Raw genomic sequence first — 25,519 nt, 5'->3', positions numbered from 1 at the left:
TGCCATGTCCCTATAAAACATATATGGAAGAAAAATGGTACTGTTTCAGGCAAAAATATCAAAAAAAAGGGAGACCTAAGCCTCCCTTTGATTCCAATTGCTTACCGCGCACAAATTAAAGCGGGCGATATTCCTTGCCCAGGTCCCGGGCCACGGCTTCATAGGTAACGAAACCACCGGAGACATTGACGCCGTTTTTCAGATGCGGATCATCAGCCACGGCCTGCTTCCAGCCCTTGTTGGCCAGGGCCAGGCCGAACGGCAGGGTGGCGTTATTGAGGGCGAAGGTCGACGTGCGGGCAACGGCGCCCGGCATGTTGGCCACACAATAATGAACCACGCCGTGCTTGATAAAGGTGGGATCGGCGTGGGTGGTCGGATGGGAGGTGGCGAAACAGCCGCCCTGGTCGATGGAAATATCCACCAGCACGGAGCCTTCCTTCATTTCCCTGACCATATCCTCGGTCACCAGTTTCGGCGCCGCGGCACCGGCTACCAGCACGGCGCCGATCACCAGGTCGGCATCGAGCACCGCATCTTCCAGGTCATGGGCTGTGGAATAGCGGGTCTTGATGGCGGAACGGAAGCGGTGGTCCAGCTTGCTCAGGACCGCCAGGTTGCGGTCGAAAACACTCACATCCGCGCCCATACCGACGGCAATTTCGGTGGCATTCATGCCGGACACGCCACCGCCGATGATCACCACCTTGGCCGGAGCCACGCCGGGCACGCCGCCCAGCAACAGGCCGCGGCCGCCGGCTTCCTTTTCCAGCGCATGGGCACCGGCCTGAATGGACATGCGCCCGGCCACTTCGCTCATCGGCGCCAGCAGCGGCAGGCCGCCCGCGTCATTGGTCACTGTTTCGTAGGCAATGGCCGTGCAGCCGGACGCCATCAGCGCCTCGGTCTGTTTGGGATCGGGCGCCAGGTGCAGATAGGTGAACAGCAGGTGCTTTTCCGTCAGCATGGCGCATTCGTTAAGCTGCGGCTCCTTGACCTTGACGATCATTTCCGCGCTGGCGAATACCTCTGCCGCCGAGGAAAGAATTTCCGCGCCGACCGCCCGGTAGGCGTCATCGGTAAAGCCGATGCCTTCACCGGCACCGGTCTCGACAAATACCGGGTGTCCGTTACGGATAAACTCGGAAGCGCTGGCCGGTGTCAAGCCGACGCGATATTCATGAACCTTGATCTCTTTGGGCACACCGATAATCATATGAAGTCTCCCTGTCCTGCGGTTGTCCTGTAGAAGACGCAAGAATAACGCAAAACTCACCGCATGTCCTTGCGAAGTAAGCGACAGATAACTTGTTTCTTCGCATAATATTGCGTACAATAACCATTATGAGAAATAAATTTGATCACATAGAACTGGACAAGATTGATCTTGCCATCCTCAGGATCCTACAGGAAGACGGCCGCATCAGCAATGCAGACCTGGCCGACCGGGTCGGCCTGTCCCAGAGCGCCTGCCTGCGCAGGGTCAAGGCGCTGGAGGAAGACGGTATCATCATCGGCCATGCGGCGGTTGTCGACCAGGCCGCTGCCGGTTTTCCGGACAATGTTTTCGTCCAGATCACCGTGGAGAAGCAGACCAAGGAAAAGCTGGCCGAATTCGAAAAGAAGGTGAAGGAGTGCCCGCAGATCATGGAATGTTACCTGATGAGCGGGGATGCGGATTACCTGCTCCGGGTGATTGTCTCGGATGCCTCCGATTATGAGCGACTGCATATGGATGTGCTGACCGCCCTGCCCGGGGTCAGCCAGATCAAAAGCAATTTCTCCCTGCGCACGGTCACCAAATCCTATGTGGTGCCGTTCCGGGCCTGAAATTTAAAGAGATCAGACCGCCGTCATCCCGCCATCAAAGGCGATTGCCTGACCGGTCATAAAACTGTTGCCGGCAGAGCAAAGCCACAACATACCTTCCACGATCTCATCAACTTCGGCAATCCGGTGCATGGGCACTCCCCTGACGATCTTTTTCACCGCCTCCGGATCACTGTCCAGAAACCGCTGCACCATCGGAGTGCCGGTCACCCCCGGGCAAATGGCGTTGACACGGATGTTATAGCGGGCATTTTCCGCCGCTGCAGTCCGGGTAAGCCCGATCACGCCGTGCTTGCTGGCAGCATAGGGTCCGAGACGGGGGGCACCTACAAGACCCGCCACCGAGGCGACATTGAGGATCACCCCCTGCTGGCGTTCCATCATGTGCAGCAGTTCATATTTCAGGCAGTAGAAGACTCCCTTCAGGTTCACATCCATGGTTTTCTCCCAATGCTCGTCATCGCATTGGGCTATGGGCAGGTTTTCGTGCTCCACCCCGGCATTATTGATGGCGATATCGATGCGGCCGAGCACCGAAACAGAGCCGTCGATCATATTCTGTACCTGGGCCTTGTCCCGCACGTCACACAGGCAATGGGCCACGGTAGCGCCGAGCGCTTCGGCCTGGCTCACTGTTTCCTTGAGCTGCTCGAGCTGCACATCCGACAGGGCGAGGTCCGCCCCGGCCCTGGCGAAGGCGAGCGCCGCCGCCCGGCCGAAGCCGGAGCCGGCACCGGTGATCAGGACAGCTTTACCTTTATAATCGTAAGTGGTCATTGGATTTCCTCCCCCCTGTTGATCACGTCAATGGCAAACTGGGCGATTACCGGCACCAGTGCCCCCATCATATGGGCCTTCTCGCTGGAGGCATTGCCGTCCAGCGCCCGCTTGTAGACTCCCTGGACAATGGCGGCGAGCCGGAAAAAATTAAACGCCAGATAGAAGGGCCAGCCGGTAATCGGGCCGATCCCGCGGCGCTCGCAATATTGCCGCACATATTCCGCCTCGGTGGGCAGGCCTTCCCTGGTCCGGTTCACGCCCTGCAGTCCCTTGATGCCGGGGGATTCCCGAGGCAGCCGCCACTGCATGCACTGGTAAGACAGGTCAGCGAGCGGATGCCCCAGGGTCGACAGCTCCCAGTCGACCACGGCGATGATCTGTGGCTTTTCCTTGTGGAAAATCAGATTGTCGAGCCGGTAGTCGCCATGGATCAGGCTGACGCTGCCGTCGTCTGCCGGCATATGTTCCGGCAGCCATTCCATCAGAAATTCCATGGCCTCGAACTGATCGGTGCGGCTGGCCACATATTGCGTGGACCAGCGGCCGATCTGCCGTTCGAAATAATTGCCGGGGGCGCCGTAATCGGAAAGCCCGACCGCGTCCAGGTCCACATCATGAATGGCGGCCATCACCCGGTTCATTTCGTCGAAATAGGCGCGGCGCTCTTCTTTCGCCATATCCGGCAGACCAGGGTCCCAGAATATCCGCCCGTCTTCATAGCTCATCACATAGAACCAGCTGCCGATCACCTCGTCGTCCTGGCACAGGTGATAAGCCTTCGCCACCGGCACCTCGGTGTCCCTGAGGGCGGAGATAACCCGGAATTCCCGATCCACCGCGTGGGCAGACTTCAACAGTGTGCCCGGCGGCTTGCGGCGCAATACATAGGTGCCGCTTGCCGTTTCCAGCCTGAAGGTGGGGTTGGACTGGCCGCCCGGAAACTTGGTCGCTTTGAGCGGCCCCCTGAATCCGGCAATCCGGCCTTCCAGATAAGCAGCGAGCTTTGCCTCGTCCAGTTCAGCAACAGCGTTCGACATCAGCTCTCCCCTTCGGTGCGGTATTTACGCAGCAGCTGTTTCGACAGCGACATCATATGCACCTGGTCCGGCCCGTCGGCAAGCCGCAGGGTGCGGGCATAGGCGAAGGCGCGGGCGAGGACGAAATCCTGGCTCAAGCCGCCGCCGCCATGGACCTGCATTGCCCGGTCGATCACTGTCTGGGCCATCTGCGGCGCCACCACCTTGATCATGGCGATCAGATCCCGGGCCACCTTGTTGCCATGGCGGTCCATGCGGTCGGCCGCCTTGAGGGTCAGCAGCCGGGCCTGCTCGATCTCGCATTCGGAGCGGGCAATATCCTCGCGCACCGAGCCTTGGGCGCTGAGCGGCTTGCCGAAGGCGACCCGGCTGTTGGCCCGGTTACACATCAGTTCCAGCGCCCGTTGCGCCGCGCCGATCAGGCGCATGCAGTGATGGATCCGGCCGGGCCCGAGTCTGCCCTGGGCGATCTCGAACCCCCGCCCCTCGCCCAGCAACAGGTTGCTGGCCGGCACCCGGACATTTTCAAACAGCATTTCCGCATGGCCGTGCGGCGCATCGTCATCACCGAACACCTTGAGTGGGCGCACCCGGGTTACCCCCGGGGTGTCCATCGGCACCAGGATCATGGATTGCTGGTGATGAATATCGGCATCGGGGTCGGTCTTGCCCATAACGATCAGGATCTTGCAGCGCGGATCCATGGCGCCGCTGGTCCACCATTTGCGGCCGTTGATCACATAATCGTCGCCGTCGCGCTCGATCCGGCACTGGATATTGGTGGCGTCGGAGGAGGCCACAGCCGGCTCGGTCATGGCGAAGCCGGAGCGGATGCTACCGTCGAGCAGCGGCTCAAGCCATTGTTTTTTATGTTCTTCCGAGCCATAGCGGACAATCACTTCCATATTGCCGGTATCCGGCGCCTGGCAGTTGAACACCTCGGCGCCGATCAGGCTGCGGCCCATGATTTCCGCGAGCGGCGCATATTCCAGGTTGGTCAGACCGGCGCCGTAGTCGCTCTCCGGCAGGAACAGGTTCCACAGGCCCTCCGCCCTGGCTTTGGCCTTCAGTTCCTCCATGATCGGCGGGATGGTCCAGCGGCTGGCCTCGGGCTCGATATGGGCGAAATAGGTCTCCTCCGCCGGATAGACATGCGCCTCCATAAAGGCGATCAGCCTTTCACGCAGCTCCCTGACCTTGTCGGAATATTCAAAATCCATGGCGGCTCCCTTTCTCCCATAAACTCTCCGCAAGAGAATAGCACTCCCGCTTTTTAATTTCAAACGATCGTTCGAATGATAAAGTATCTATCAGATATATAAAGGGATCAAGCTTGAATCTTTGTCGCCAAAGAGTAAAAGAGAGCAGGTAATAAGAAGAGAAAGACCAAAGGAAGTTTCCATGTTCGGCCTGACCAAAGCCCAACTGACCGTGATCGGTTTCGTGCTGTTTTTCCTCGCCGTGACCTTCGGCGGCGAGCTCTATAACAACTGGCTCTATGACAAGGAGCAGCATCTGCCGCGGCTGGTGATGCGGTTGGAGCAGGCCGATGGCCAGGAATTTATCGTCAGCATTTCCCAGAAGGACTATAAGGAAGGCATGACCGACCTGATGCCGCTGGTGGACCAGCTCTATCCCGACCGCGAGGGCCTGCTGATGTCGGAGACGGTCGACTGCCTGGAGTTCAGGACCCGGATAAAGGAAACCATGGCCGTGGCGGCCAAGGAAGAGCTCAAACAGCGCTGGGAGTATGAGGCGTGTTACCCGGAGCGAAAATAGCCTTTTACCCCTCCTCAAACCCGCTTAGAAAAACTCTCAGCAGCCCGTTCAATTCTTCCCGCTCCCCTTCTGACAACCCCGCCACCAGCTCCTGCTGGGTGGCGACATGGTCGAGCAGGACTTTATCGATCAAAGTGCGCCCTTTGGGTGTCAGGGAGATCAGGAAACTGCGCTTATCGCTCTCGTTGCGGATCCGTTCCACCTGCCCCTCTTTCACCAGCTGATCGATACGGTTGGTCATGGTGCCGGAGGTGACCATGGTCGCCGCCATCAGGTCGCCGGGCGACAGCGCATAGGGCGCGCCGGAGCGGCGCAATGTCGCCAAAACATCAAAGCCCGACGCGGTAAGCCCATGGGCGGCATAGTTTTTTTCCATGCCGCGGCTGAGGTGCTGATACAGCCGCTTCACCCGGCCGATAAGCTCCATCGGCCCCACCTCCAGGTCCGGGCGCTCCCGGCGCCACTGCGCGATAATTCTATCCACGTGATCCATTTCCCGACTATTTCAAAAAAATATCTTGACGTCAAGATTTATATAATTATCTTGAGGTCAAGATAATTATACGGAGCCCCTCATGACCCGCCCCATCGACACCCTGCTCACCGCACTGGCCCCGGCCATCTGGGGAAGCACGTTTCTGGTGACCACGGAATATCTGCCGGACGGCTATCCGGTCACGGTATCCCTGCTGCGCGCCCTGCCCGCGGGCCTGTTGCTGCTGCTGCTGGTCAGGAAACTGCCGAGCCCGGACTGGCTGGGGCGCCTTTTTATCCTCGGCGGGCTCAACTATACCCTGTTCTGGATTGCGCTGTTCATGGGTGCCTACCGCCTGCCGGGCGGGGTTGCCGCCACCATCGGATCGCTACAGCCGCTGATGGTGATCTTCCTTGCCCGCCTGCTGCTTGGCCGCAGCATCTCCCCGCTGGCGGTATTTGCATCCCTGTTTGGCCTGGGCGGTGTGGCGCTGCTATTGCTCGGCCCCGAGGCCCGGCTTGATCCGTTGGGGATCGCCGCTTCGCTGACCAGTGCCGGCGCCATGGCGTCGGGCATGGTGCTGAGCCGCAGGTGGCAGCCGCCGGTGGGCATGTTGACCTTCACCGCCTGGCAGCTCACCGCCGGAGGGCTGCTGCTGATCCCGGCGGCGCTGCTGCTGGAGCCGCCCCTGCCCCCGCTCAGCGCCGAAAACTGGCTCGGGTTTCTTTACCTCGGCCTGGTTGGCGCGGCACTGACCTGCTTTTTGTGGCTGCGCGGCATCTCCCGCATGGAGCCGGCGGCGGTCTCGGCCCTGGCGCTGTTAAGCCCGGTCACCGCCACCATTCTCGGCTGGGCGGTGCTGGAGCAGGCCCTGAGCCAGCTGCAGTTCATAGGCGCCCTGATTATCCTCGCCAGCGTCTGGATGAGCCAGCATGCCTCGGCGCGCCTGTCCCCGAAATCAAATCGTAACTTGCAAAGGATCTGAACCATGAAAATTGCCGTTTTTGGCGCCGCCGGCGATGTCGGCAGCCGCATCGTCCGGGAAGCCCTGTCCCGTGATCACGATGTCACCGCCGTGTCCCGCACTCCGTTAGGCCTGACGAGGATGCCCGTCGGGGTCCGGCCCATCCTGGCCGATGCGGAAGACACCCGGGAAGTCACCCTTATTGCCGCCGGTCATGACCTGGTGATCAGCGCCCTGCGTCCAAGCGAAGGACGGGAAGATATACTGGTCGGGCTGACCGGTTCCATGCTGCGCGCGGCGGCCGATGCCAATGTCCGCCTGCTGATTACCGGCGGGGCGGCAAGCCTGAAACTGGCCGACCGCCCGAACCACACGGTGCTCAGCGCCCCAGGTTTCCTGCCCGCGGCCGTCCGGCCGATCGCGCAGGCGAGCCAGGCCCAGTTCGAGCTCTGCATGGCTGACAACGCAGGAGACGTGACCTACCTCTCTCCGCCGGCCCTGCTGGAACCGGGTGAACGTCTTGGCCGCTACCGGACCGGCAGCGATACCCTGCTGGTGGACGGCAACGGCAACTCCCGTATCAGCATGGAGGATTTCGCCGTCGCCATGATCGATGAGGCGGAACAGCCGAAGCACCGGCGCAAACGTTTCACCGTGGCTTATTGACCCTTGCGGGAGAGGCCGTTTCTTTCCGCCTCTCCCCACCCTGCCTGAAACATGCTATCCTTCCGGAAACAATAGTTGCGCAACACTCCAGGAGGACCCCAATGGCGCCGGGATATTGCCTTTCCGCACTCCGTACCTTTTTCATATTCAGCTTTACCCTGCTGCTGGCCAGCTGCGGCCCGGAACAGCGGGCCGAGCCGGACTACGACATCCTGATCACCGGCGGCATGATCTATGACGGCACCGGCGCCGACCCCATCCCCGGAGATGTCGCGATCAAGGGCGAGCGCATCGTTTATATCGGCCCGGACGCCCCGGGCACCGCAGCGGAAACGGTGGACGCCAAGGGCAAGGCCGTGTCCCCCGGCTTCATCAATACGCTGAGCTGGGGCGTCGACAGCCTGCTGATCGACGGCCGCGGCATGAGCGACCTGAAGCAGGGCGTCACCCTGGAACTGTTTGGTGAAGGCTGGTCCATGGGTCCCTGGAACGAAGAGATGAAGCAGCGCCGCCTCGCCCGCCAGGGGGACCTTAAATATGACATCAATTGGACCACGCTGGACGAATATCTCACCTATATGACCGGACGCGGTGTTTCCCCCAATGTGGCGTCCCTTATCGGTGCGGCAACAGTACGCATCCACGAGCTTGGGGAGGCCGATGTGGACCCGACACCGGAACAACTGGAAAATATGAAGCAGATTGTGGCCGACGCCATGGAGGACGGCGCCATGGGCGTGGGCTCGTCGCTGATCTATGCGCCGGGCAATTATGCCTCGACCGACGAGCTGGTTGCCCTGGTCGGCGAAGCGGGCCGCTGCGGCGGCATCTACACCACCCATATGCGCAATGAAGGCGACCGTATCTTTGACGCGCTGGAAGAGACCTTTGACATCGCCATAAAGACCGGCACCCCGACGGAAATATATCACCTGAAATTGTCGGGCCAGCAGAACTGGCACAAGGTGGATGAGTTGATCAAGCGGATCGAGGACGCCCGGGCCGGCGGCCTGCGCATCAGCGCCGACATGTATACCTATCCGGCGAGCTCCACCGGTCTTGATGCTTATATGCCGCTCTGGGTGCAGGAAGGCGGCATTGAAAAATGGGTCGCCCGCATGAAGGATCCCGAGGTGCGAAAGAAACTACTCAAAGACATGAAGGCGGAAGGCGGCGAAGGGGAAAACCTGGGCCGGCGCACCCCGGCGGACAAGATCCTGCTGGTCGGCTTCAAGAATGACGAGATGAAGCAATATACCGGGAAAACCCTGGCCGAGGTGGCAAACATGTGGAATCTCTCGCCCGAAGAAGCCGCCATCAACCTGGTGATCCGCGACGGCAGCCGGGTCCAGGTGATCTATTTCATCATGTCCGAAGACAATGTGAAAAAGCAGCTCGCCCGGCCCTGGGTCAGCCTCGGGTCCGACGGCGACGCCGCTCCGGCCGAGGGTATTTTCCTCAAGTCCATGACCCACCCGCGCAGCTACGGCAATTTCGCCCGGCTGTTCGCCAAATATGTTCGCCAAGACGGCATCATGACAGTGCAGGAAGCGGTTCGTCGCGTCACCGGCCAGCCGGCGGCTCTGCTGCAGCTCAGGGACCGCGGCCTGCTGCTGGAGGGCTATCACGCCGATGTGGTGATCTTCGATCCCGCCACCATCCGGGACAACGCCACCTTCGACCGGCCACATCAATATGCCAGCGGTGTGAGCGACGTCTTTGTCAACGGCGTGCACACCATCGGTAACGGCAGGCATACCGGCGCCCTCGCCGGCCAGGTGGTCAGGGGACGCGGCTGGACCGGCTGGCCCGATGGCGGCTGCCGGAAAAGCAGCAGCGACTGGCAGGATCTGCCGTGAACAATTCCCGTTCGCCGGACTATGATTTCCTTTGTAGTTGCCGCTGAACCCCCTTATATATATCTGACCCCTCTTCGGAGGGACTATCTCTATTCAAAGGCAGGAAAATGACACACGTTCACCACACATTGATTGAAGAATTTCCGGAATATAAAGACAAGCTGCATGAGCTGAAGGTCAACGACCCGCATTTTGTCGCTCTGCATGATGACTATGACAAGGTGAATGAGGCCATCAACAAGGCCGAATCCCAGATTGAAAATCTCTCTGACGAGTCCCTGGAAGACCTGAAAAAAGAGCGGGTGGCGCTCAAGGACCAGATCTACGCCCTGCTGAAATAAACCAGAGCAGAGAATAGAAACAAAAAAACCCGCTGGCCTCTCGGTCAGCGGGCTTTTCTTTTGGTCGGAATGGCCGGATTTGAACCGACGACCCCTTCACCCCCAGTGTCTAAGTATATGATAATACTATTATTTTTTCACCCATTTCGGGTATTTTCATCTATTTTAAGGCATTTCTAGCTTGTTTTGCACCCAAGCTGCACCCAAGCCTTTTGATGTTAATCGCGCCTCAATAAGGTTCAAATCACGGGCATGCTACCAACTTAACGCATTTTTTTACAAGCAACATCTTATCTCATTGATAATAAATATGAAAATTGCATAGAACCATGTTGGTATTATAGTTCTGTTGTTTCAGGGGTATTGATAAGAAGCTTAATGCAGGCTTGGATAATCAACAGGAAAGAAGTAGGGTTGTGCTCATGAAAAAATAACAACCTCATGGTTTAGTTGTCACTAAGGGGATAAGACTATGGATGAAATAGGACAGTTCTCCTTCTATCTTGCCAATGAAAAAGAGACATTCGATAGTGTTTTATTATCCGATAAGCTATCGCAGAAGGGGGCAACTCTTCAACAAATCGATTTTGAGAAGGATGGGCAAAAGGCTCGTTTTTATTGCTTTCAAACAAAGAATCCTAAGTCCGATCCCCCTTGGCTTAAGTTTATCAATAGCCAGCTATCAGAAGAAAATAAGATAGCATACAAGGCCTCGAAGAGTATAAACACCAGCGGTGTTTTACTGTTAGAGTGCGGAGATAGTGTTCTCGCATCAGCTTTAGGTGTTAGCGGAGCATCATTGCTGAACAATGAAAAGTTTAAATATGACTTTGGCATTCGAACAGCTATGAATATGTGCGGAAGCGATGGGCTTCGCCAAGCTAAAAGTCGCGTTCACAGTAAAACAACCACCCATATTGATCGCCAGGTTAGTCAGCCATCAGAATTAAACGAGCTAGGAATAATGGAAACTGAAATGCTTCAATACATTTCAGCAAATTTAAAAGGCAATCCCTTGGTTAGTATTCAAGGAAAAAACAATATTACGATAAAAATAAACTCCAAGAAAAAGCTGGATTGGAAACTATTAACTGACTATGCGGCGCAGTTTATAAAAGCCTACTCAAAGAATGATTTTAAAAAGGCGTTTCCTGAATACTTGAATTTCCAACCCGTACCAACATCGATACAAGATGAATTAAACAACCTACTGATAGCAGATATTCAAAATAAAAACTTTCACAAATTTCATATGTCGATTCCTGAATTCATAAGTGATGATGAATATGGATTTTGTTATTCAGAAAAGGGAGATGCTTATTCATACCTCAGTCATGATGATGTCCCTACATTTGATGATGCAAAATTAAATGATGTGACTATTGAGACTCTCAAAGGCCGCAAAGTTTATGGCTATTCTTTTGCAGATTCAAAAGTTCATAAGTTTAAAAACTGGAGCTTATATTCCTGTATTGTTTATGAAACCACTTATCAAGGAGGTCATTACGTTCTATCTGGAGGTATATGGCAAAAGGTTGACGATAGTTTTTATAACTCAATACAAGTCTATCTCAATAAGATTAAGGATATAAGCGTCGATAAAGAATACCATGATATGAACATCTACTGCACAAAGAAAGGAAACAACAGAGAATCTGTATTTAATGAATTGTATTGCGCTAAAAATAAGAACGCCATTAAGTTTGACCAGTCATATCTGGCTATGGAAGGAACAAGCAAAAATAAGGAGTTTTGCGATATACTGGAATTCGTAGCCGATAAGCAGCCTTTAAACATCATTCATGTCAAACAGTATAGTGGCAAAAGCGGTATTAACTATTTGTTCTCTCAGGCTCGCTTTTACGGAGAAGCCTTTGCAACAGATCAGACGTTTCTGACATCAATCAAGGAGCACATCAACAAATCTACAAAAGCTATCAAAGCTAAAATTTTAGCTTCCATAGCAGATGAGGCGAAAGACCTAGATGCAAAACGCTTTAATGTGTGCTTATGGCTTTTGTATGATAAAAATCTCAAGACAAAACCAACAATGAAAGACCTGCCCTTTATGGCACAATACGATCTCAAAATGACCCATAAGAGGCTGATAGATCAGCTTCCCAAGTTTTGCGATTTGAGTATTAGTTTCATTCCTGTTGAGCGTCCACACACTCAGAAAAAACAGCCAAAAGCCAAGAAAAAGTCCTCGTAATTTATTATGGGTAGGTGGCGCTTCGTTTCCCCGTTTCCTTGCGTTGTCAGATTAAGACTGCCATTATAGCCGGGTGCGCTGCCGCTGCAATGGCCTGCCCCCACCAGAACCGCGTGGGCCATGCACCGGCGTCTTGGTCTCCCGGCCTTCGTTTCCGGCGTTACTGACAACCCAAGGAAACGGAGAAAACAATGACAAAACTCATCACGCAGCACCAACTGGCTACGCTGAACCAGGCGGAATTACACCAGCTTTACCGCATACTCCACCAGCGGCTGGCCTGCAGCGCTCCCGGCACTGCCGAGCGGCGCAACTGTCTTGCTTCATTGGAAAATATCGGCAATGCGATGTACGGTCACTATCAGCAGCACGTCACACCGGGGCCGGGGCTTTAATGCCCCGCCTTTTTTAAAGCCGGTCGGCCCATTCATGAATGCTGCTCAGGATTGCATCAAAGGCGGGCTGCTCCGTGTAGTACAGCCGCGGCGTCTTGTAATATTCCTGCTCATAGGTCTGCCAGATGGCCGGATCGCTAAGCAGGAAGGCTTCGTTTTCGTCGATGACCGGGTTATCCGCTGTCCTGAAACGCTTTGCCTTATGCGCGTGGTAAGCTTCAGTGCCGATAAAATCTTGCACCTTCGGCTCCTGCAGCAAGGCATAAACATCATAATAGTGTCTCATGAAATTACGCGGGAACCTGCTGCTTTCCTGCTGGTTGCGGTATTTGGTTGAAATTGTCTGCAGCTTTTCGATCAGCGTATAGCCGGGATGGTAGCACAAGACGCCCCTGGCGCGGTTGTCGGTCACTTCCACCTTGTCCGCCGCTAAGTCATACGCCCAGGAGCTGATGTCCTTGGGCATATTGGGTGTCACATCATCGAACCCGACTTCAAGCAGGATGCCATGTTTCAGGTCATCCAGCGGGCTGGTGACGCTGGGGTAATATAGGCGGATGCCGCCGCTGCGGTAGTAGCGTTCATCATCAAATTCCGTATCGCGGGCAACCTGTTCGATCCCTTCAATGCGGACCGTTTCGGCCAGCCATTCATAGTATTGCCTGCGGCTTTTCACATGTGCGGGTTTTTTATGATTTGGCCTCGTTTTCACGTCCCTGTCAGTGGGTGGCTCGATGCGAATATCAATATCTTCGGAAAAACGGTCGATAATGCCGTAGCCTTTGGAGAGCGAGGTGCCGCCTTTGAGTTCAAACGCCATGCCAAGCTGCTGTAACCCGTACAGGCAATGCATGATCCAGTAATCCTTTTCGGCCAGCGCCGGATCAATGCCGCGCTGTTCCGCGACAATGCGGATCAGGTCGTCAAACTGGTCGTGGTCATGTAAGAACTGGTCAGGCGGCATGGCGTAATTGTAATTCCGCTAGAGTATTATCAAAGAATTTCCTTGTGCGGACATTACCATACTCGCGGGCCATACGTGCAAGGTTTCGCGTATCCATCGTCGCAAGTTTTTCCCGGACACGCTGCAGGAGCCTATCGGTATTCTCGGCCAGCCGGTCAAGATTATTGACTAGGTCAACCAGCAAATACTCCTTGCTCAGGGATTTGGGGAAATAGGGCTTTACGCGGAAATCGAAAAAGCGCCCGCCCAGCTTGAACCGGCCATGCCTTTTGTGATTATACACCACCGTCTCGTTATAAAGCTGCGTGGTTCCCAGGCCCAGAGCGTTATAGGCATTCGGCGAAGTCAGCAGGAAACGATGGTCTTTGAGAAACGCCTCGACCAGTTTGTCATCTTCCGCCGGAGCTTCCCCAAAAGCCGTTTTCTTAGGGTATAGATAGACGCCCTGGGAAAGCTTGGTCAGCGTTCTATCTTCGACCAGTTGCTTCAAATGACGATCTACGGCGTTCGACCACGCCAACAGGTCGGCGCGCCGGTAGATCTGTCCGGGCCGCAAATGCTTTTTTAACTCGTTCAATTTCTCAGACATAGCTTTACCTCTGTAGCTCAGTATAGCTATTTCAAGACCATCTTGCAAGTATTCTTATTGAAAATCCATGCAAAATTACCGAACGGGAATGTTGGGTGAGAGTCTAAGAGCTAAGTGAGTAACTCTTCTAATGCTTTTAAATCTACCTGTGTCTGTTTCAGTATTTTATCAAAGCAGTCGAAGCATGTCCGCCGCTTGTTAGTAAAGCTTCCGCCTAGCTGGGGTATTTCGATGCAATATGAGCCACTGCTTAGGCTATCGCCACAACGATAGCACTTACAGCTTCTTTGGATTAAAACCTTAGATGGCTTACCGTTAGTTCCACCTATTAAGGATGGGGTTTTACCTCTGGGGGTTTTCTTGCTCATAATCTGATTTCGCCTTTCTTGCTCTTCTTACCAGCCCCTGCAGCAACTCTTCCAGGTTATCCAAAATAGCCCGGAATTCTTCTACGGCCGCCTCCCCTCTATCCTTTCCTAGCTGTTGATTTATAGCTTTATTAACCAACATTAGAGCACATACGTAGTTGTTTCTTCCGTTACCCAATCCATAATTCACCAAATCACGCCCCTGCATTTCTACTTCGACGTGATTCAGTAGAACTTTAGCCAACCGTTTTGCTTCTTCATTTAACCGCCGCCTAGCTTCTTCCCATTCCCTTTGCGGTTGGACAGGAAACGGAGCAGTGGGAGCGTTTTTCTTCATCCCCTTTTGCATGGCCTGTTTGACCATGGCCTCTACCTGAGATGGATCTAGTCCCAGAAGCTCAAACCGTTCCCGGAGGTCTTGGATGATCTCCTGGTCTTCCATGCTGGTAAAGTCTTCCTCCCACAACCCATCAACAATTTCGTTATGTACGACGACCTGATCACCTGCCCGGAGTCGAGTATTTCCCTCTCTTGTCTCCGTTGGCACTTCTGACTCTTCACCGCCAACAATACTTTCCCAGAATTTGTGATCGTCATTTTCAAAATCTTTGAATGCTTCTAGCTGCTTATCCTGATTAAGCCCAAGGTGAGTTACGATATGCCCCATATTGTCAGGGTGAGCTGGGTTGTTCTGAACCACTACCCGCATAATCCGCCCCACAAACTGAATGTAAGGGGCGAGCGAGCGGAATGGCCGGAATATGGCGGCCACACTTAGCTTGGGGTGGTCAAAACCTTCTCCAAGCATCTGCACCTGAATAATACAATCAAGCGTGCCGTTGCGTAAATCCGCCAATACCGCACCCTGTTCAGCTTCTGTTTGTTCGCTGTGGATGATCTCTGCAGTATATCCACGCTCCCGATAAAGAGAGCGGATTTCCCTGCCATGATTGATAGAGCAAGCCACCGCGATGAGCTGGTGTTGTGTGCCGCTTTGACGTAGTTCTTCCAGTTTCTGCAAACTGCTATCAACAATATGTTGATTACATACACGAGCAAGCGCCACCCCTCGACTGAACCACGTTTCTTCTTTTAGCTTCATCACTTCATTGAGGGTATAAACTTTTCCACCCTCATCCGTGAATCCAAGCTCTATTGTCTCTGGCGCAACATAACTAGCCTTAAGCCGTTTGATATAACCTTTAAGCGTAGCACTGCGGAAAGAGTAGCGATACACGAGTTCTCCGTCCAACTCTCTTCGATCACTTCGGAAAGGGGTGGCTGTCAGTAGTATGACTTTTGCGGATGGGAACCGGTCAATTACTTTCTGCCAGCTAGTAGCTGCACTATGATGCGCCTCATCCACGATAATCATATCAAAGAAATCATCAGTGAACTGCGTCAACCATTTGTCTACGTTAGTTGCGAGTTGCTGTATATTCGTAATGACGATATGCGATTTTTCGGCGGTGGAGATATTGCCACTATCGAGGGTGGAGGCCCACGGCCCAGCAAGCAGCTGCTCCGGCTTTAGCACACCGGTTTTCAACCAAAAACATTTTTGCTTATTGGTGATGTCCATCGCATCATACAGCCCTTTTTTAATCGTTAGGTTTGGGGCTACTATCAGAACCCTCCCCTTGGCCATGCCGAGTGGCAGCAACGAACAAAGCCCCGTTTTCCCACAACCCACTGGAATCTGAAGGATCGCTTTGTTTTTACCGGAGTGGAAAAATTCGTAAGTACGCAAATACCCATCACGCTGCGGCTCACGCACACATTCGTTGCCTTCAATATCAAAATCCATATCGGTGAAAAACTCTTCGAGCGGCCGGTTAGCATCCACCCATGCATCCAAACTTTTTCTATCAAATGCCCACTTCTTACCGAGTTTACGCGCAGGAATTCCCCCGGTGCGAGCGAGATCGTAAAGAACTGTTTTGCCCATCCCCAAGTGAGATGCCGCTTCTTCCATGGAAAGCCATTCAGCTGCTGTTTTACTCATGAATTCCTCTTATCTGATAGCAAATGATAGCAAATGATATATTTAATGTAAAGAGCTAAATATTTTTTGGCTTATTCCCCGTCAGATCTAGTTGGATAAACTAAGGTTCATACATAAGGTTATGTTTTCGGGTCTATCGAAGCGACGAAGGAACGAAGATGACACGAAAACATATAGTCAAAAATCCCAAAGAAGGCAGCGCGGAAAAAGACGGTGAAGGATATCCGCCGGGCGACCCGCCGTCAGTTCAGTGCGGAAGAGAAGATCCGTTTTGTGCTGGAAGGGTTGTGCGGGTGACCTGCCCCTCCTGTATTCGGGTTATTTCGGGACGGTCGGTAACGCCTTATCCTACGGTCTTTTTCCAACCGGGCAGCGAATACAATTTTTTCGCAAATGTATCCGCCTGTTTCAGGTTTGGAAAAGAGAGCCATAATTGACGCTATCAAGGCCCGCCAATTGCGCAAACCGGGAAAGTTCGGCTTCCAGTTTCTTCTCGCGGCCAGTACCCCATTTAACGCCTTCTTCCGGCCAGAAGTTAAGTACATTGAGACAACCAGCTTTGCGATCCGCCTTGGCCTCAATCCTGCCGACAAATCGATCACCCTCCAGGAGGGGATAAACATAATACCCCCACCGGCGTTTCGCGGCAGGGACAAAGACTTCCAATTTATAGTCAAATCCAAATATGGATTTCAGCCGTGTCCGGTTGCGAACTGCCGGGTCAAAAGGGTTGAGAATTTTTATCCGCGACGGAACAGATGATATCTTTTCGATACGCTCTTCAATGTCTTCCAGCGCATAGGAAGTAATCCACTCCCCGGTATCGGTCTCCCATTGTATCGGCACGATGGATTCCCTATTTTCCTCGATCCAGGTTTTCACCTCCTCAACATCTTTTGCCTCCCAGAATTCCTTGATCTCTTTCGGGGTGCCAACAGCCAGCCGATCAAGGGCAGCACGGCACAACCAGTCAATCTGTTCAACGTCAGAAACTTCTGTCTCACGATATTGTTCCGGAATCACACGTTCAGCCAAATCATAGAATTTGGCAAACTTCTCGCGGTGTGAGGTGGCCAGAGTGCCTGAATACCACAGATACTCCAACACATGCTTATGAGGTGGGCGGGACCAGACTTGTTTCTTTCCTGAGATTTTACTGTCAAAGTCTTTGGTGGAAAGAGGGCCTTCTTTTGTAATGCGCTCGATGAGCACATCCCGCCAGTCCCTGACCCGATCTGGTTTATGCCAGGATTTTCCGTCAATCGAGGATTTCAGCCGTTTAAATCTCCGCTGCCACATGGGATACATATCCATGGGAAGAACAGAAGCATCATGGGTGAAATGCTCGAATATATACTCTCTGGCACTCAGCAAGTCATCCAGCATAGGTTCGCGGTATTTGGAGTGACGGCTCCAAAGTATATGATGATGGGCGCGGGAGACATTCTGGATCGTATCCAGCTGTACAAAGCCCAGCTTTTTTATGATGGCGACAACATCAACCGGTCCTGATGCCGATGACAGCAGGCCGTTGGTCTCAAGCCACAGACGCCGCATGGTACGGTTATCAAGAGTGAAAGAGGGTTTGTGATTTTGATGTGGCACGTTGCAGAATCCTGTGGGCTACCGGACTTATCTTAAAAGTGAACAGGGTCTTACTCATTTTACGGCTATGTTCTCATACCTCATGAGACTGATATTGCCAAGACACCATATATGGCTCTTCCGGATCCAAAATCCGGCGAACTGATCTTGTTTCTGAAAAAAATTTATGGCCGGGTTTTTCATCCTCTAGGGAGCAAAAACAGGGAAATCCCAACCTCTTTGCCTTCCGTCAATTTCACCATGTCTGTTATCGATAAGCAGTGAATCCAACTACAATCATATTGTGGCAGGACTCTCAAGATATCCAGTGACGCGTAAAGAAGCACAAAGACATCTCGCGACCTTAGAGATGCAGAACAATTGACTTCTGGCTGTCTTTCAGATTTTGAGGCGCTTCCCAAATTTCTTCATGTAGAATAGAGGGTTACTAAGGATGCCGGGTAGTTCCCCGCCCCTTGACAGTTCTCGCATTCATGCGAATATTTTTCTAATCACCAGTTCGTCAGCAGTAAAGCGTCTATCTTCAAGCAACTATTGGGGGCTTTACTATGACTGGATATATCTCTTCCCTGGACGATAGGTTTCTCACCTTTGAACGCGCCGCAAAACTGATGGCCCTGGAACGACCAGACCTCAAGAAAAAACACGCGCTGGATAGTTTCAAGCACGCACTTTTTGCCGGTGACTTTGAAAGCTCAAAAAGCCTCATCGAAAGTGACGATATAGATCTCAATCATCTTCGGATCCTGTACCCGCAGCCCCGCGCCGAGATTTCTGAGGAAGATTTTGTACCAACGGCCCGCCCCTTTAAATATTATGGGGTCGGCCGGTGGCACATTGCCCTGATCCTCTATTATCAAGAGGGTCTTCCGGAGCCTCTGCAGGATTGGGAGAACTTCCTGGGACCGGACTCCAACCCCTTCCAGCGTCCCGCCATGTACCGGCATCTCTCCAACATCCCGCTCAAGTCCTATCCCAAGGCCGGACAAAAAATCCTCGGAGAGATTTGCATTTCCAAAGCCAAGCTTCGGGACTGGATGCTTTACCAGAAGTTCACTTTGCCTTCCTTTCTGGAGCTCAGACAAATCATCACTCCCGTCAAAATAACAGCCCCCAGCGATCTGGCCTTTATCTGCACTGAAGCGGAACCTTCACCGGGAAAGGGCCGTCCCCGCAATCCCAGATGGGACTATATCCAGCATCTGGTAAATAAGATCGCCGACTCAAATCCGGACATGCTTCATAAAAACATTGCCTATGAAGCGCATAAACTCGCACGACAAAATTATGCCAATGAAGATCTTCCCTCTGAAAAAACAATCCTGCGCCGGTTAAACAAACTCCTGAAATAACGGGCCTTTTATTTTTTGCCACCGATCGGACAAAAATAGGTTCTGAATTTCGCGAAATTAAACTTCTTTTTCGCCGATAATTCGTCTGCTCGGCTGGAAACCTCACTCAAACATTGGAGGTTTCCATGCAAGCAACGAACAATATTCCTGATGATGATATTCCAAGAGAGGATGAGGATGCCTGGCCCCCCGAGTTTTCCAGCAAAGTGGGCACCAGTTCCTCGGTGCCGGAGACAGTGGAAGATCTTTGGCTGGATGAACCGATCACCCCGGCAGAAGCCGGGGCTTTCCTCAAGATCCCCTATTCCACTCTCAACAAATGGCGCCACAACAAAACCGGCCCGGATTATCTGAAGCTCGGGGGACGTCTTGTGCGCTACCGGCGCCGGGACCTGATCACCTGGCTGAACAGCTGCACCCGAACTCCCTCAAATGACAATGGGGAGAGGCAGGATGACTGAGCGCACCAAACCTTTCGCCCTGCGCCTGTCCATATCGGACATTACCTTGCTCCATCTTAAGGCGCATCAGCAGGCCCTGAGCGCCAGCGCCCTGGCCCGGAAGTTTATCCAAAACGGACTTCATGAAGTGGACCCGCAAGCCATGGCCGAGCGCTTGCTGAAAGCAGAGCGTCGCCTCAAGTCCCTGGAACAAGCCGTCCTGGAAAACAACAAACACCTCCATGAGCTGAAACAACCAGTGGACAATCTGCAGCAGATGTTCCGGCACCTTCTGGAAACCCTCACAGAGAACAGCCAAAGGAGGTTGCCATGAGACTGAAACTCATATCCCTGCTTCTGGCAGTCGCCGGATTTGCCGGAGCCTATCTGATCTGGAAGTTATCTTTCGAGGTCTACCCACCCATGGCCTCTGACGGAGCTTACTACCCCTATGAGGTACTCAAGCCCTGTCTGAGCGAACGGCTGCTCAGCCTGTTCGGGGATCAAAACGCCATGATGAACTGGCAGTCCTGCGCCCAAAGCCTAAAGCATTATGACCTTCTGGACGCCCTGAACTTCCGTCTTACAGCATTCCTCTGGGTTCTGGGGTTTGGGTTAGTCTCTTTCCTGACCTTCGCCCTGTGCGTCCGCTGGGGAAGATCCCGTTTTCGTATCCTGCGCGGTCCCAGGCTCTATAAAGGCCGGGAAGCCCTCCGCAAGCTTGGAAAAGCCTGCCGGAAGGAATGCCGCCGTTTCGGGACGGGTTTGGCTTTACTGCCGTCCGTCTCTCTGAGCCGGGACCGGGAAACCCTGCATCATCTGATCTGGGGCAGTGTCGGCGGCGGCAAAACCCAGACCATGTTGCGCTATATCCTGGAAGCCTACCGGCGGGGAGACGGTTTACTGGTGCTGGACACCAAAGGCGACATGATGTCCCGTCTGCCCGGTTATCCCCTGCTGATCGCGCCCCATGACAAAAGATCTCTTGTGTGGGATGTGGCGGCAGACTGCCGGACCCGGCAGGATGCCCGGGAACTGGCGGCACGGTTTATCCCGGACAGTCATGACCAGATGTGGTCCAATGCGGCCCGGGAGATCTTTGTCGCCTGTCTGGTTTACCTTCAAGCCACCAAGAAACAGGACTGGACCTGGAAAGACCTGCACAGTGTAGTGACACTGGATGTCTCCTCCCTTACAGAGCTGGCAAGTCTCTATCATCCGGATGCGCTTCGGAACCTGTCCCCACCGGACAGCCGAACGACCCAGAGCACGCTGGCCACCTTTCAGGCCCATATGTCCGTTGTAGCCGTCTTTGCCGAAGCCTGGAGCTATGAAGACCGGGAACGCTTCTCCATTCGCCAGTGGCTGCATAATCCGCCGTCCTTCCGGCCCCTGATTCTGCAGCATGATCCCGCTTATCCGGATTTGTCCCGGGTCTGGGTTGGCAGCATGGTGAGCTTCCTGGCCTCAGCCGTGGGCAGTCCCAGTTTGTACGAGAGCAAAGAACGGCGGATCTGGTTGTTCCTGGATGAGTTCCCGCAGCTGCATCCTATCCGGCACTTCAGTTCCCTGATTGAGCTGGGGCGCTCCAAAGGCGTGATTGCCGTCCTTGGCGTGCAGGACCTGGCCCAACTCCGGGCCACCTATGGACGGGAACAGGCCGGGGCCTGGCCCGGCATGATTGGCACAAAGGTGATTACCCGGATTAATCTCAGTGAGAGCGCCCGGGAAGCCAGTCTTCTGATCGGGGAGCAGGAAGTGGAGCGTTCCGTCAAACAGGTCAGCAGATCCCGGGGCAATGTCAGCACCACCACGTCCGTGCAGAAAGAACGCCGCCCGGTGATCACCGCTTCCGAGATTGCCGATGATCTTGGCCCGCAGAAGAGAGGCGTCAGAGTTCTGCTAATGGGCATAGGACGGGATGTCTATGAAATAGACCTGCCTTATATCTCTCTCCCCGAACTACGACCAGGTACAGTGCCGGCGCAATGGACCTACGAAGGCCCTCAAAGATTGAAGGCGGCCAATGACAACCTGCAGCCCATGCTGACGCCGGAGCAGGTGGAGAAATTCTACGGGCTTCACCAACCCCCAAGGCCGATCAGAGGTTCTGAGAAAAGTGACGGTTATTGTAACGGTTATGACGATGATGAAGATAGTGAGAGGGATGAATGACCGCCAGCATCTCAGCGCGTGGCAATGCAGACGCCGCCCTCTCCTATTACAGTCATTTGGCGCAGGACAACCTAGAGACCTCCCGGGGGCAGAAAGGCCAGGCCCCCGGGAGGGACAGCGACTATTATCTCAAGAGCCAGGACTTTAAAGATGGTCCCGAGCCCGGACGATGGGCGGGAAAAGCAGCCGACCGGCTCCGGCTGAAAGACCCTATCCATGAAGCCCCCTTCAAGGCCGCCCTCACCGGCTATGATCCCCTGACACAAGAGCAACTAGTGAAGAAGGGTGGCAACAGCAAGGTCCATTCTTCAGGCTGGGACATGACCTTCAGCGCCCCGAAAGCCGTCTCCGTGGTTTGGGCGCTCTCTCCTGAGAAAGAAAGACAGGAGATCCAGGCCGCTCAACAGAAAGCCGTGGCGGCAGCCAGTAGCTGGCTGGAAGACCATGCGGCTTTTGCCCGCCGGGGCAAGGCCGGAAAAATCAAGGAAGCCACGGCGGGACTTCTGATGGCCCAATTCGATCATGAGACCAGCCGGGATCTTGATCCCCAGCTCCACACCCATAGTTTTATCTTCAACATGGCTCCGCGCAAGGATGGCACTTGGGGAGCCATTGTCAGCCGAGACTTGTACCGGGCGCAAAAGCAAGCGGACCATATCTATCTCCGCTGCTTGAGACAGGAAATGGACAGTCTCGGCTATGACACCCGGGACGCGGAGAACGGCTTCGGGATCAAGACTGTTCCCCTCCATGTAGAGAAAGCCTTCTCCAAACGTCAGCAGGCCATCAATGAAGAAGTGGAGAAGAAAGGATATTCTTCTGCCCGGCTGAGGGAGATTGCCGCCTTGCAGACCCGCAGGAAGAAAGTCGTCAGGGGCCGGAATCATCTTCTCAAACAATGGCGCAAAGAAGCGCGGGACATGGGGTTTGACGTCAAACAATTCAAAACAACAGAGCGTTTAAATGACTCAGAACTTATCCCTTCTCCTGAGAAAAACCCGTCAACCTGTTCAGGTCTACAGGTGACAGGCAAACACAGAAACAGGTCGTCTCCGGACTCGCCCAAGAAGCAAAAAAACGGCTCCCCCTCTTCCGATGCTGCAAGGGAGAAGGAAGCCATCAAAGTTGGCCGACAATTGGGCCTGGCTCTCCTGGCCTTCAAACACTCCGGGAACCAACCTGGCCTGAGGCTGGCCCTTACCTCAAAGACCGGCCACCTCTCCCTGAAATATGAAGAGGATGGACCGGGTCCCATCAAGCGTCGAAAAGACCGAGAAAACGATCCGGAGAATGAAGCGGAATAGCGTTTACTGAAATGGCAAAAATTGAAAACACGACAAGCCCAATAAGTCTTTGAAAGAAAAGACACTCACTAAGACAAAGAGAGATTTTGTAAACCCAAATGAGAACCCTGTTTACCTATACAGGTTCATAAAAGGCCAATTGATTCAGTATGCTGGAAGATTGGCTCCACCGGAAAGTAAACAACTGAAGGTGAATGGCGTGTGAAGTTTACAAAATCTACTAAAACTGCCTTTTTAGCCTTTTTTTTCAGAGACCAATTCAGGGCGGAGAATAGAGGGACTTTTTGGGAAAAGAATGGGCCCCCGCTTTTATTCGCTTGGGGGGATCGAACCTAAAACGGAGGCCCCACAGCTGTAGAAGCTGCACAATCAAGTATAGCAGATTTGAAGCTCAGATAGCAGGGAGATCGGACCATCTTCCCCCTGGCCTTCGTCGTTGCTGGCACGATCTCTTTATTCCCTGGTCAAAAAACAAAAGAGCGAGCCGCTGCAGTGTCATAGGACAATTCCGCAAAAGATATATTACTAAGAATTTGTTATATTTTTCAGCCTTTGGTAAAACTAGTGAGCAGGCATTATTTACTGAGTATATTGGCTATTTATCTTGTCTGTAACCTTTTCATTTAATCGAGAAAAATAGGGGGTGTTACTGTGTTAGATGCAGATCAAATCAAAGTTAAATTAATCGATTTTCTAATCGATCAAGATGATTGTACTTTGATTGCATCTGAAGTTCCCTTTTATCAAGGTTATAGAAAAGCCGATTTAATTCACTTAGCGAACAACTCCATTACTGCCTTTGAAATTAAAAGTGATAGAGATTCGCTTACCAAACTTTTAGATCAGGTAAGCGACTACAATCACACATTCTCATTTTGCTATTTGGTAACAACCAAAAAGCACCTCGCCACTGCAAGAAAATTAATTTCACCAAAAACAGGAATTATGCTTGTTGAAGATTCTTCAATATCCGTTGTGAGGAAATCGAAGGAGAATAAAAGACTTTGCAAACACAGTTTGACACTTGCTCTGCCTGGGCAGGATATTAGCAAGTTAACCAAAAACAGTAGGGTGGATAAAGCACTGCACAGTCAAAGACGATATGTTGAAAGCGAAACTACTTTGCAAACGTTGAAGAAGTATTTTTACGAGGCATTGTTCGATAAATATCACAAAAATTATACTAACTTCATCTCTGATAGAGGAATGCGCACTACTCTGACAGACTTGTATTATCTTCAAAGTAGTTATTAATCAGCGCATAAAGGATATCACTCTCTCCATGTGAATGTTTGATCTAACCGCTATGTAATGTTGAGGGCTCTTTCCCGTGACTTTGTCGGCAGATATGTTTTCCAATATTTGATTGCGTCCCCAACTTTGGAGTGGGTCATTCTGGAAAAAAAATTCGTGCGAAATATTTTCAGAAATATTCTTGTAGGCTTTATCATTAGGCACTGTTGTTTCAATTGTCAGCTTTCCGGTGTTCGGATTACGAGACATGTCTTTGTTGAATTCCCTCATGTAGTAACAAATTTGATCAGCAGCAGGGTAGTCAATACGAGGTAGCCAAAAACCACCACCATCAGTCCGTTCAGGATGAATATACGCATAATCACCATAGCTTATTCCATCACAATGATTCTGTACATATTCTAGAATTTCGTATTCCGCCATATTCTGCTGTTCTAATGTCCCGGGATTGCGATTGCCTATACGAAAACTAGAAGGGCAAGAGCTAAAGAGTATCACGTTCGTGCTTTGCCAATTGAGATCCCATAGCTTTTCATCCAATACATTTATTGTCCCCTTCAGCTCTTCAATATGGGGGCTTCCAACGTAGTTGAAGTCAAACAGGACATAAAGTTTGTCTGTTTTTTCAGTTAGCCCCAGCAAATCAAACATTTCTTGAAGTTTCGAAAAGTCTTCCCCCACATTTGCAGGTAACCTGATCGAGAAATTATCGTAATCGTTATATAAACTATCAATTTGTCTTATTAATTCAGGAAGTGTATCGGGGGCGGCTTTGCCTATAACACTTGGAATAATGTTTTTATTGTAATCTGTACGTATTATGTTGAGGTGATTAATCCAGTGAATATATCCGTCTGATGAATCATGAATGAACTGATTTAAATTTGCATCTTGGTACGTTTCATCTTGCGTGATGTCGACAATAGTTTTTTTGTTCTTACCTATACGTTTAAAAACACGTTCCATATGGTTCTCGAGAGACTGCAAAGGATCTAATGTTCTCGAGAGCCGAGGTTTTGTGAGCTGCAAAATCGGAACTACAATTTCATCATCTTCTCTTGAGTGCAGGTTTTTAAACGCTTTCAGTTCGGCGGTGGTTGTTTTGATTTGAGGGAAATATACCAT

Annotated in this window: 24 protein-coding genes; 14 read left to right on the top strand and 10 right to left on the bottom strand. The window is 52.5% G+C overall.

What is annotated here, in order from left to right:
* Positions 1 to 115 precede the first annotated feature (115 nt).
* Positions 116 to 1,216 (bottom strand): alanine dehydrogenase, encoded by a 1,101-nt coding sequence (gene ald, locus FIV46_RS01355; RefSeq protein WP_139938003.1) that lies wholly within the window; start codon positions 1,214 to 1,216, stop codon positions 116 to 118.
* Between the two features lie 128 nt (positions 1,217 to 1,344).
* On the opposite strand from ald, the gene FIV46_RS01350 reads away from it, so the two are divergent.
* Positions 1,345 to 1,830, top strand: coding sequence for an Lrp/AsnC family transcriptional regulator (locus tag FIV46_RS01350; protein WP_139938002.1), 486 nt, complete (start codon positions 1,345 to 1,347; stop codon positions 1,828 to 1,830).
* Positions 1,831 to 1,842: 12 nt separating this feature from the next.
* Here FIV46_RS01350 and FIV46_RS01345 read toward each other — a convergent pair whose 3' ends face one another.
* Genes FIV46_RS01345 through FIV46_RS01335 form a run of 3 tightly spaced genes read right to left on the bottom strand, consistent with a single transcriptional unit; the run spans position 1,843 to position 4,867 of the window.
* Positions 1,843 to 2,607, bottom strand: coding sequence for an SDR family NAD(P)-dependent oxidoreductase (locus FIV46_RS01345; protein ID WP_139938001.1), 765 nt, complete (start codon positions 2,605 to 2,607; stop codon positions 1,843 to 1,845).
* Positions 2,604 to 3,647 carry a phosphotransferase gene (locus FIV46_RS01340; RefSeq protein WP_139938000.1) on the bottom strand — a complete coding sequence of 348 codons (1,044 nt, stop codon included), beginning with the start codon at positions 3,645 to 3,647 and terminating at the stop codon, positions 2,604 to 2,606. The genes FIV46_RS01345 and FIV46_RS01340 overlap by 4 nt, the downstream gene beginning before the upstream one ends.
* A complete protein-coding gene (locus FIV46_RS01335) occupies positions 3,647 to 4,867 on the bottom strand; it encodes an acyl-CoA dehydrogenase (RefSeq protein ID WP_139937999.1) in 1,221 nt (406 codons plus the stop codon). The genes FIV46_RS01340 and FIV46_RS01335 overlap by 1 nt, the downstream gene beginning before the upstream one ends.
* A 181-nt stretch (positions 4,868 to 5,048) precedes the next feature.
* Here FIV46_RS01335 and FIV46_RS01330 point away from each other — a divergent pair, with 181 nt between their 5' ends.
* Positions 5,049 to 5,426, top strand: a complete 378-nt coding sequence (locus tag FIV46_RS01330; RefSeq protein WP_139937998.1) for a PACE efflux transporter — start codon at positions 5,049 to 5,051, stop codon at positions 5,424 to 5,426.
* A 4-nt stretch (positions 5,427 to 5,430) separates the two neighbouring features.
* Here the strand turns inward: FIV46_RS01330 and FIV46_RS01325 are convergent, their stop codons facing one another.
* Positions 5,431 to 5,919 carry a MarR family winged helix-turn-helix transcriptional regulator gene (locus FIV46_RS01325; RefSeq protein WP_139937997.1) on the bottom strand — a complete coding sequence of 163 codons (489 nt, stop codon included), beginning with the start codon at positions 5,917 to 5,919 and terminating at the stop codon, positions 5,431 to 5,433.
* An 82-nt stretch (positions 5,920 to 6,001) separates the two neighbouring features.
* On the opposite strand from FIV46_RS01325, the gene FIV46_RS01320 reads away from it, so the two are divergent.
* The 6 genes from FIV46_RS01320 to FIV46_RS01295 all read left to right on the top strand — a co-directional run bounded on the left by FIV46_RS01320 (position 6,002) and on the right by FIV46_RS01295 (position 12,338).
* Entirely contained in the window at positions 6,002 to 6,886 is an 885-nt protein-coding gene (locus FIV46_RS01320; RefSeq protein WP_139937996.1) for an EamA family transporter, read from the top strand.
* Between the two features lie 3 nt (positions 6,887 to 6,889).
* On the top strand, positions 6,890 to 7,531 hold the full coding sequence (locus FIV46_RS01315) for an NAD(P)-dependent oxidoreductase (protein ID WP_139937995.1): 642 nt from the start codon (positions 6,890 to 6,892) through the stop codon (positions 7,529 to 7,531).
* A 101-nt stretch (positions 7,532 to 7,632) separates the two neighbouring features.
* On the top strand, positions 7,633 to 9,390 hold the full coding sequence (locus FIV46_RS01310; protein ID WP_139937994.1) for an N-acyl-D-amino-acid deacylase family protein: 1,758 nt from the start codon (positions 7,633 to 7,635) through the stop codon (positions 9,388 to 9,390).
* A 107-nt stretch (positions 9,391 to 9,497) separates the two neighbouring features.
* A complete protein-coding gene (locus FIV46_RS01305; RefSeq protein WP_139937993.1) occupies positions 9,498 to 9,731 on the top strand; it encodes an HP1242/YdcH family protein in 234 nt (77 codons plus the stop codon).
* 472 nt (positions 9,732 to 10,203) lie between these two features.
* On the top strand, positions 10,204 to 11,943 hold the full coding sequence (locus tag FIV46_RS01300; RefSeq protein WP_139937992.1) for a DUF6119 family protein: 1,740 nt from the start codon (positions 10,204 to 10,206) through the stop codon (positions 11,941 to 11,943).
* 191 nt (positions 11,944 to 12,134) lie between these two features.
* Positions 12,135 to 12,338, top strand: a complete 204-nt coding sequence (locus tag FIV46_RS01295) for a hypothetical protein (RefSeq protein ID WP_139937991.1) — start codon at positions 12,135 to 12,137, stop codon at positions 12,336 to 12,338.
* A gap of 13 nt (positions 12,339 to 12,351) precedes the next feature.
* Here FIV46_RS01295 and FIV46_RS01290 read toward each other — a convergent pair whose 3' ends face one another.
* From FIV46_RS01290 to FIV46_RS01275, 4 genes are all read right to left on the bottom strand, one after another.
* Entirely contained in the window at positions 12,352 to 13,302 is a 951-nt protein-coding gene (locus tag FIV46_RS01290; RefSeq protein WP_139937990.1) for a nucleotidyl transferase AbiEii/AbiGii toxin family protein, read from the bottom strand.
* Positions 13,292 to 13,891 (bottom strand): DUF6088 family protein, encoded by a 600-nt coding sequence (locus FIV46_RS01285; protein WP_139937989.1) that lies wholly within the window; start codon positions 13,889 to 13,891, stop codon positions 13,292 to 13,294. The genes FIV46_RS01290 and FIV46_RS01285 overlap by 11 nt, the downstream gene beginning before the upstream one ends.
* Positions 13,892 to 14,233: 342 nt before the next feature.
* Positions 14,234 to 16,264, bottom strand: a complete 2,031-nt coding sequence (locus FIV46_RS01280; RefSeq protein WP_139937988.1) for a DEAD/DEAH box helicase family protein — start codon at positions 16,262 to 16,264, stop codon at positions 14,234 to 14,236.
* A gap of 408 nt (positions 16,265 to 16,672) precedes the next feature.
* Positions 16,673 to 17,869 carry a winged helix-turn-helix domain-containing protein gene (locus FIV46_RS01275; RefSeq protein ID WP_219845816.1) on the bottom strand — a complete coding sequence of 399 codons (1,197 nt, stop codon included), beginning with the start codon at positions 17,867 to 17,869 and terminating at the stop codon, positions 16,673 to 16,675.
* A gap of 548 nt (positions 17,870 to 18,417) precedes the next feature.
* Between FIV46_RS01275 and FIV46_RS01270 the strand changes: the two genes are divergently transcribed.
* The 6 genes from FIV46_RS01270 to FIV46_RS01245 all read left to right on the top strand — a co-directional run bounded on the left by FIV46_RS01270 (position 18,418) and on the right by FIV46_RS01245 (position 24,394).
* A complete protein-coding gene (locus FIV46_RS01270; RefSeq protein ID WP_139937987.1) occupies positions 18,418 to 19,221 on the top strand; it encodes a hypothetical protein in 804 nt (267 codons plus the stop codon).
* 125 nt (positions 19,222 to 19,346) lie between these two features.
* Complete coding sequence (locus FIV46_RS01265) at positions 19,347 to 19,682, top strand: helix-turn-helix transcriptional regulator (RefSeq protein WP_139937986.1); 336 nt, start codon at positions 19,347 to 19,349, stop codon at positions 19,680 to 19,682.
* Positions 19,675 to 19,995 (top strand): hypothetical protein, encoded by a 321-nt coding sequence (locus tag FIV46_RS01260; RefSeq protein WP_139937985.1) that lies wholly within the window; start codon positions 19,675 to 19,677, stop codon positions 19,993 to 19,995. Before FIV46_RS01265 ends, FIV46_RS01260 begins: the two co-directional genes overlap by 8 nt.
* A complete protein-coding gene (locus FIV46_RS01255) occupies positions 19,992 to 21,836 on the top strand; it encodes a type IV secretion system DNA-binding domain-containing protein (protein WP_139937984.1) in 1,845 nt (614 codons plus the stop codon). The genes FIV46_RS01260 and FIV46_RS01255 overlap by 4 nt, the downstream gene beginning before the upstream one ends.
* Positions 21,833 to 23,140: a MobF family relaxase gene (mobF, locus tag FIV46_RS01250; RefSeq protein WP_139937983.1), complete on the top strand. Its 1,308-nt coding sequence runs from the start codon at positions 21,833 to 21,835 to the stop codon at positions 23,138 to 23,140. The genes FIV46_RS01255 and mobF overlap by 4 nt, the downstream gene beginning before the upstream one ends.
* A 651-nt stretch (positions 23,141 to 23,791) precedes the next feature.
* Positions 23,792 to 24,394: a sce7726 family protein gene (locus tag FIV46_RS01245; protein WP_181163004.1), complete on the top strand. Its 603-nt coding sequence runs from the start codon at positions 23,792 to 23,794 to the stop codon at positions 24,392 to 24,394.
* Here FIV46_RS01245 and FIV46_RS01240 read toward each other — a convergent pair whose 3' ends face one another.
* Positions 24,395 to 25,519 (bottom strand): beta family protein, encoded by a 1,125-nt coding sequence (locus FIV46_RS01240; protein ID WP_139937981.1) that lies wholly within the window; start codon positions 25,517 to 25,519, stop codon positions 24,395 to 24,397.

This window comes from Emcibacter nanhaiensis (assembly GCF_006385175.1).
Taxonomy (GTDB): domain Bacteria; phylum Pseudomonadota; class Alphaproteobacteria; order Sphingomonadales; family Emcibacteraceae; genus Emcibacter; species Emcibacter nanhaiensis.
This window is presented reverse-complemented; position numbering and strand designations above follow the sequence as displayed.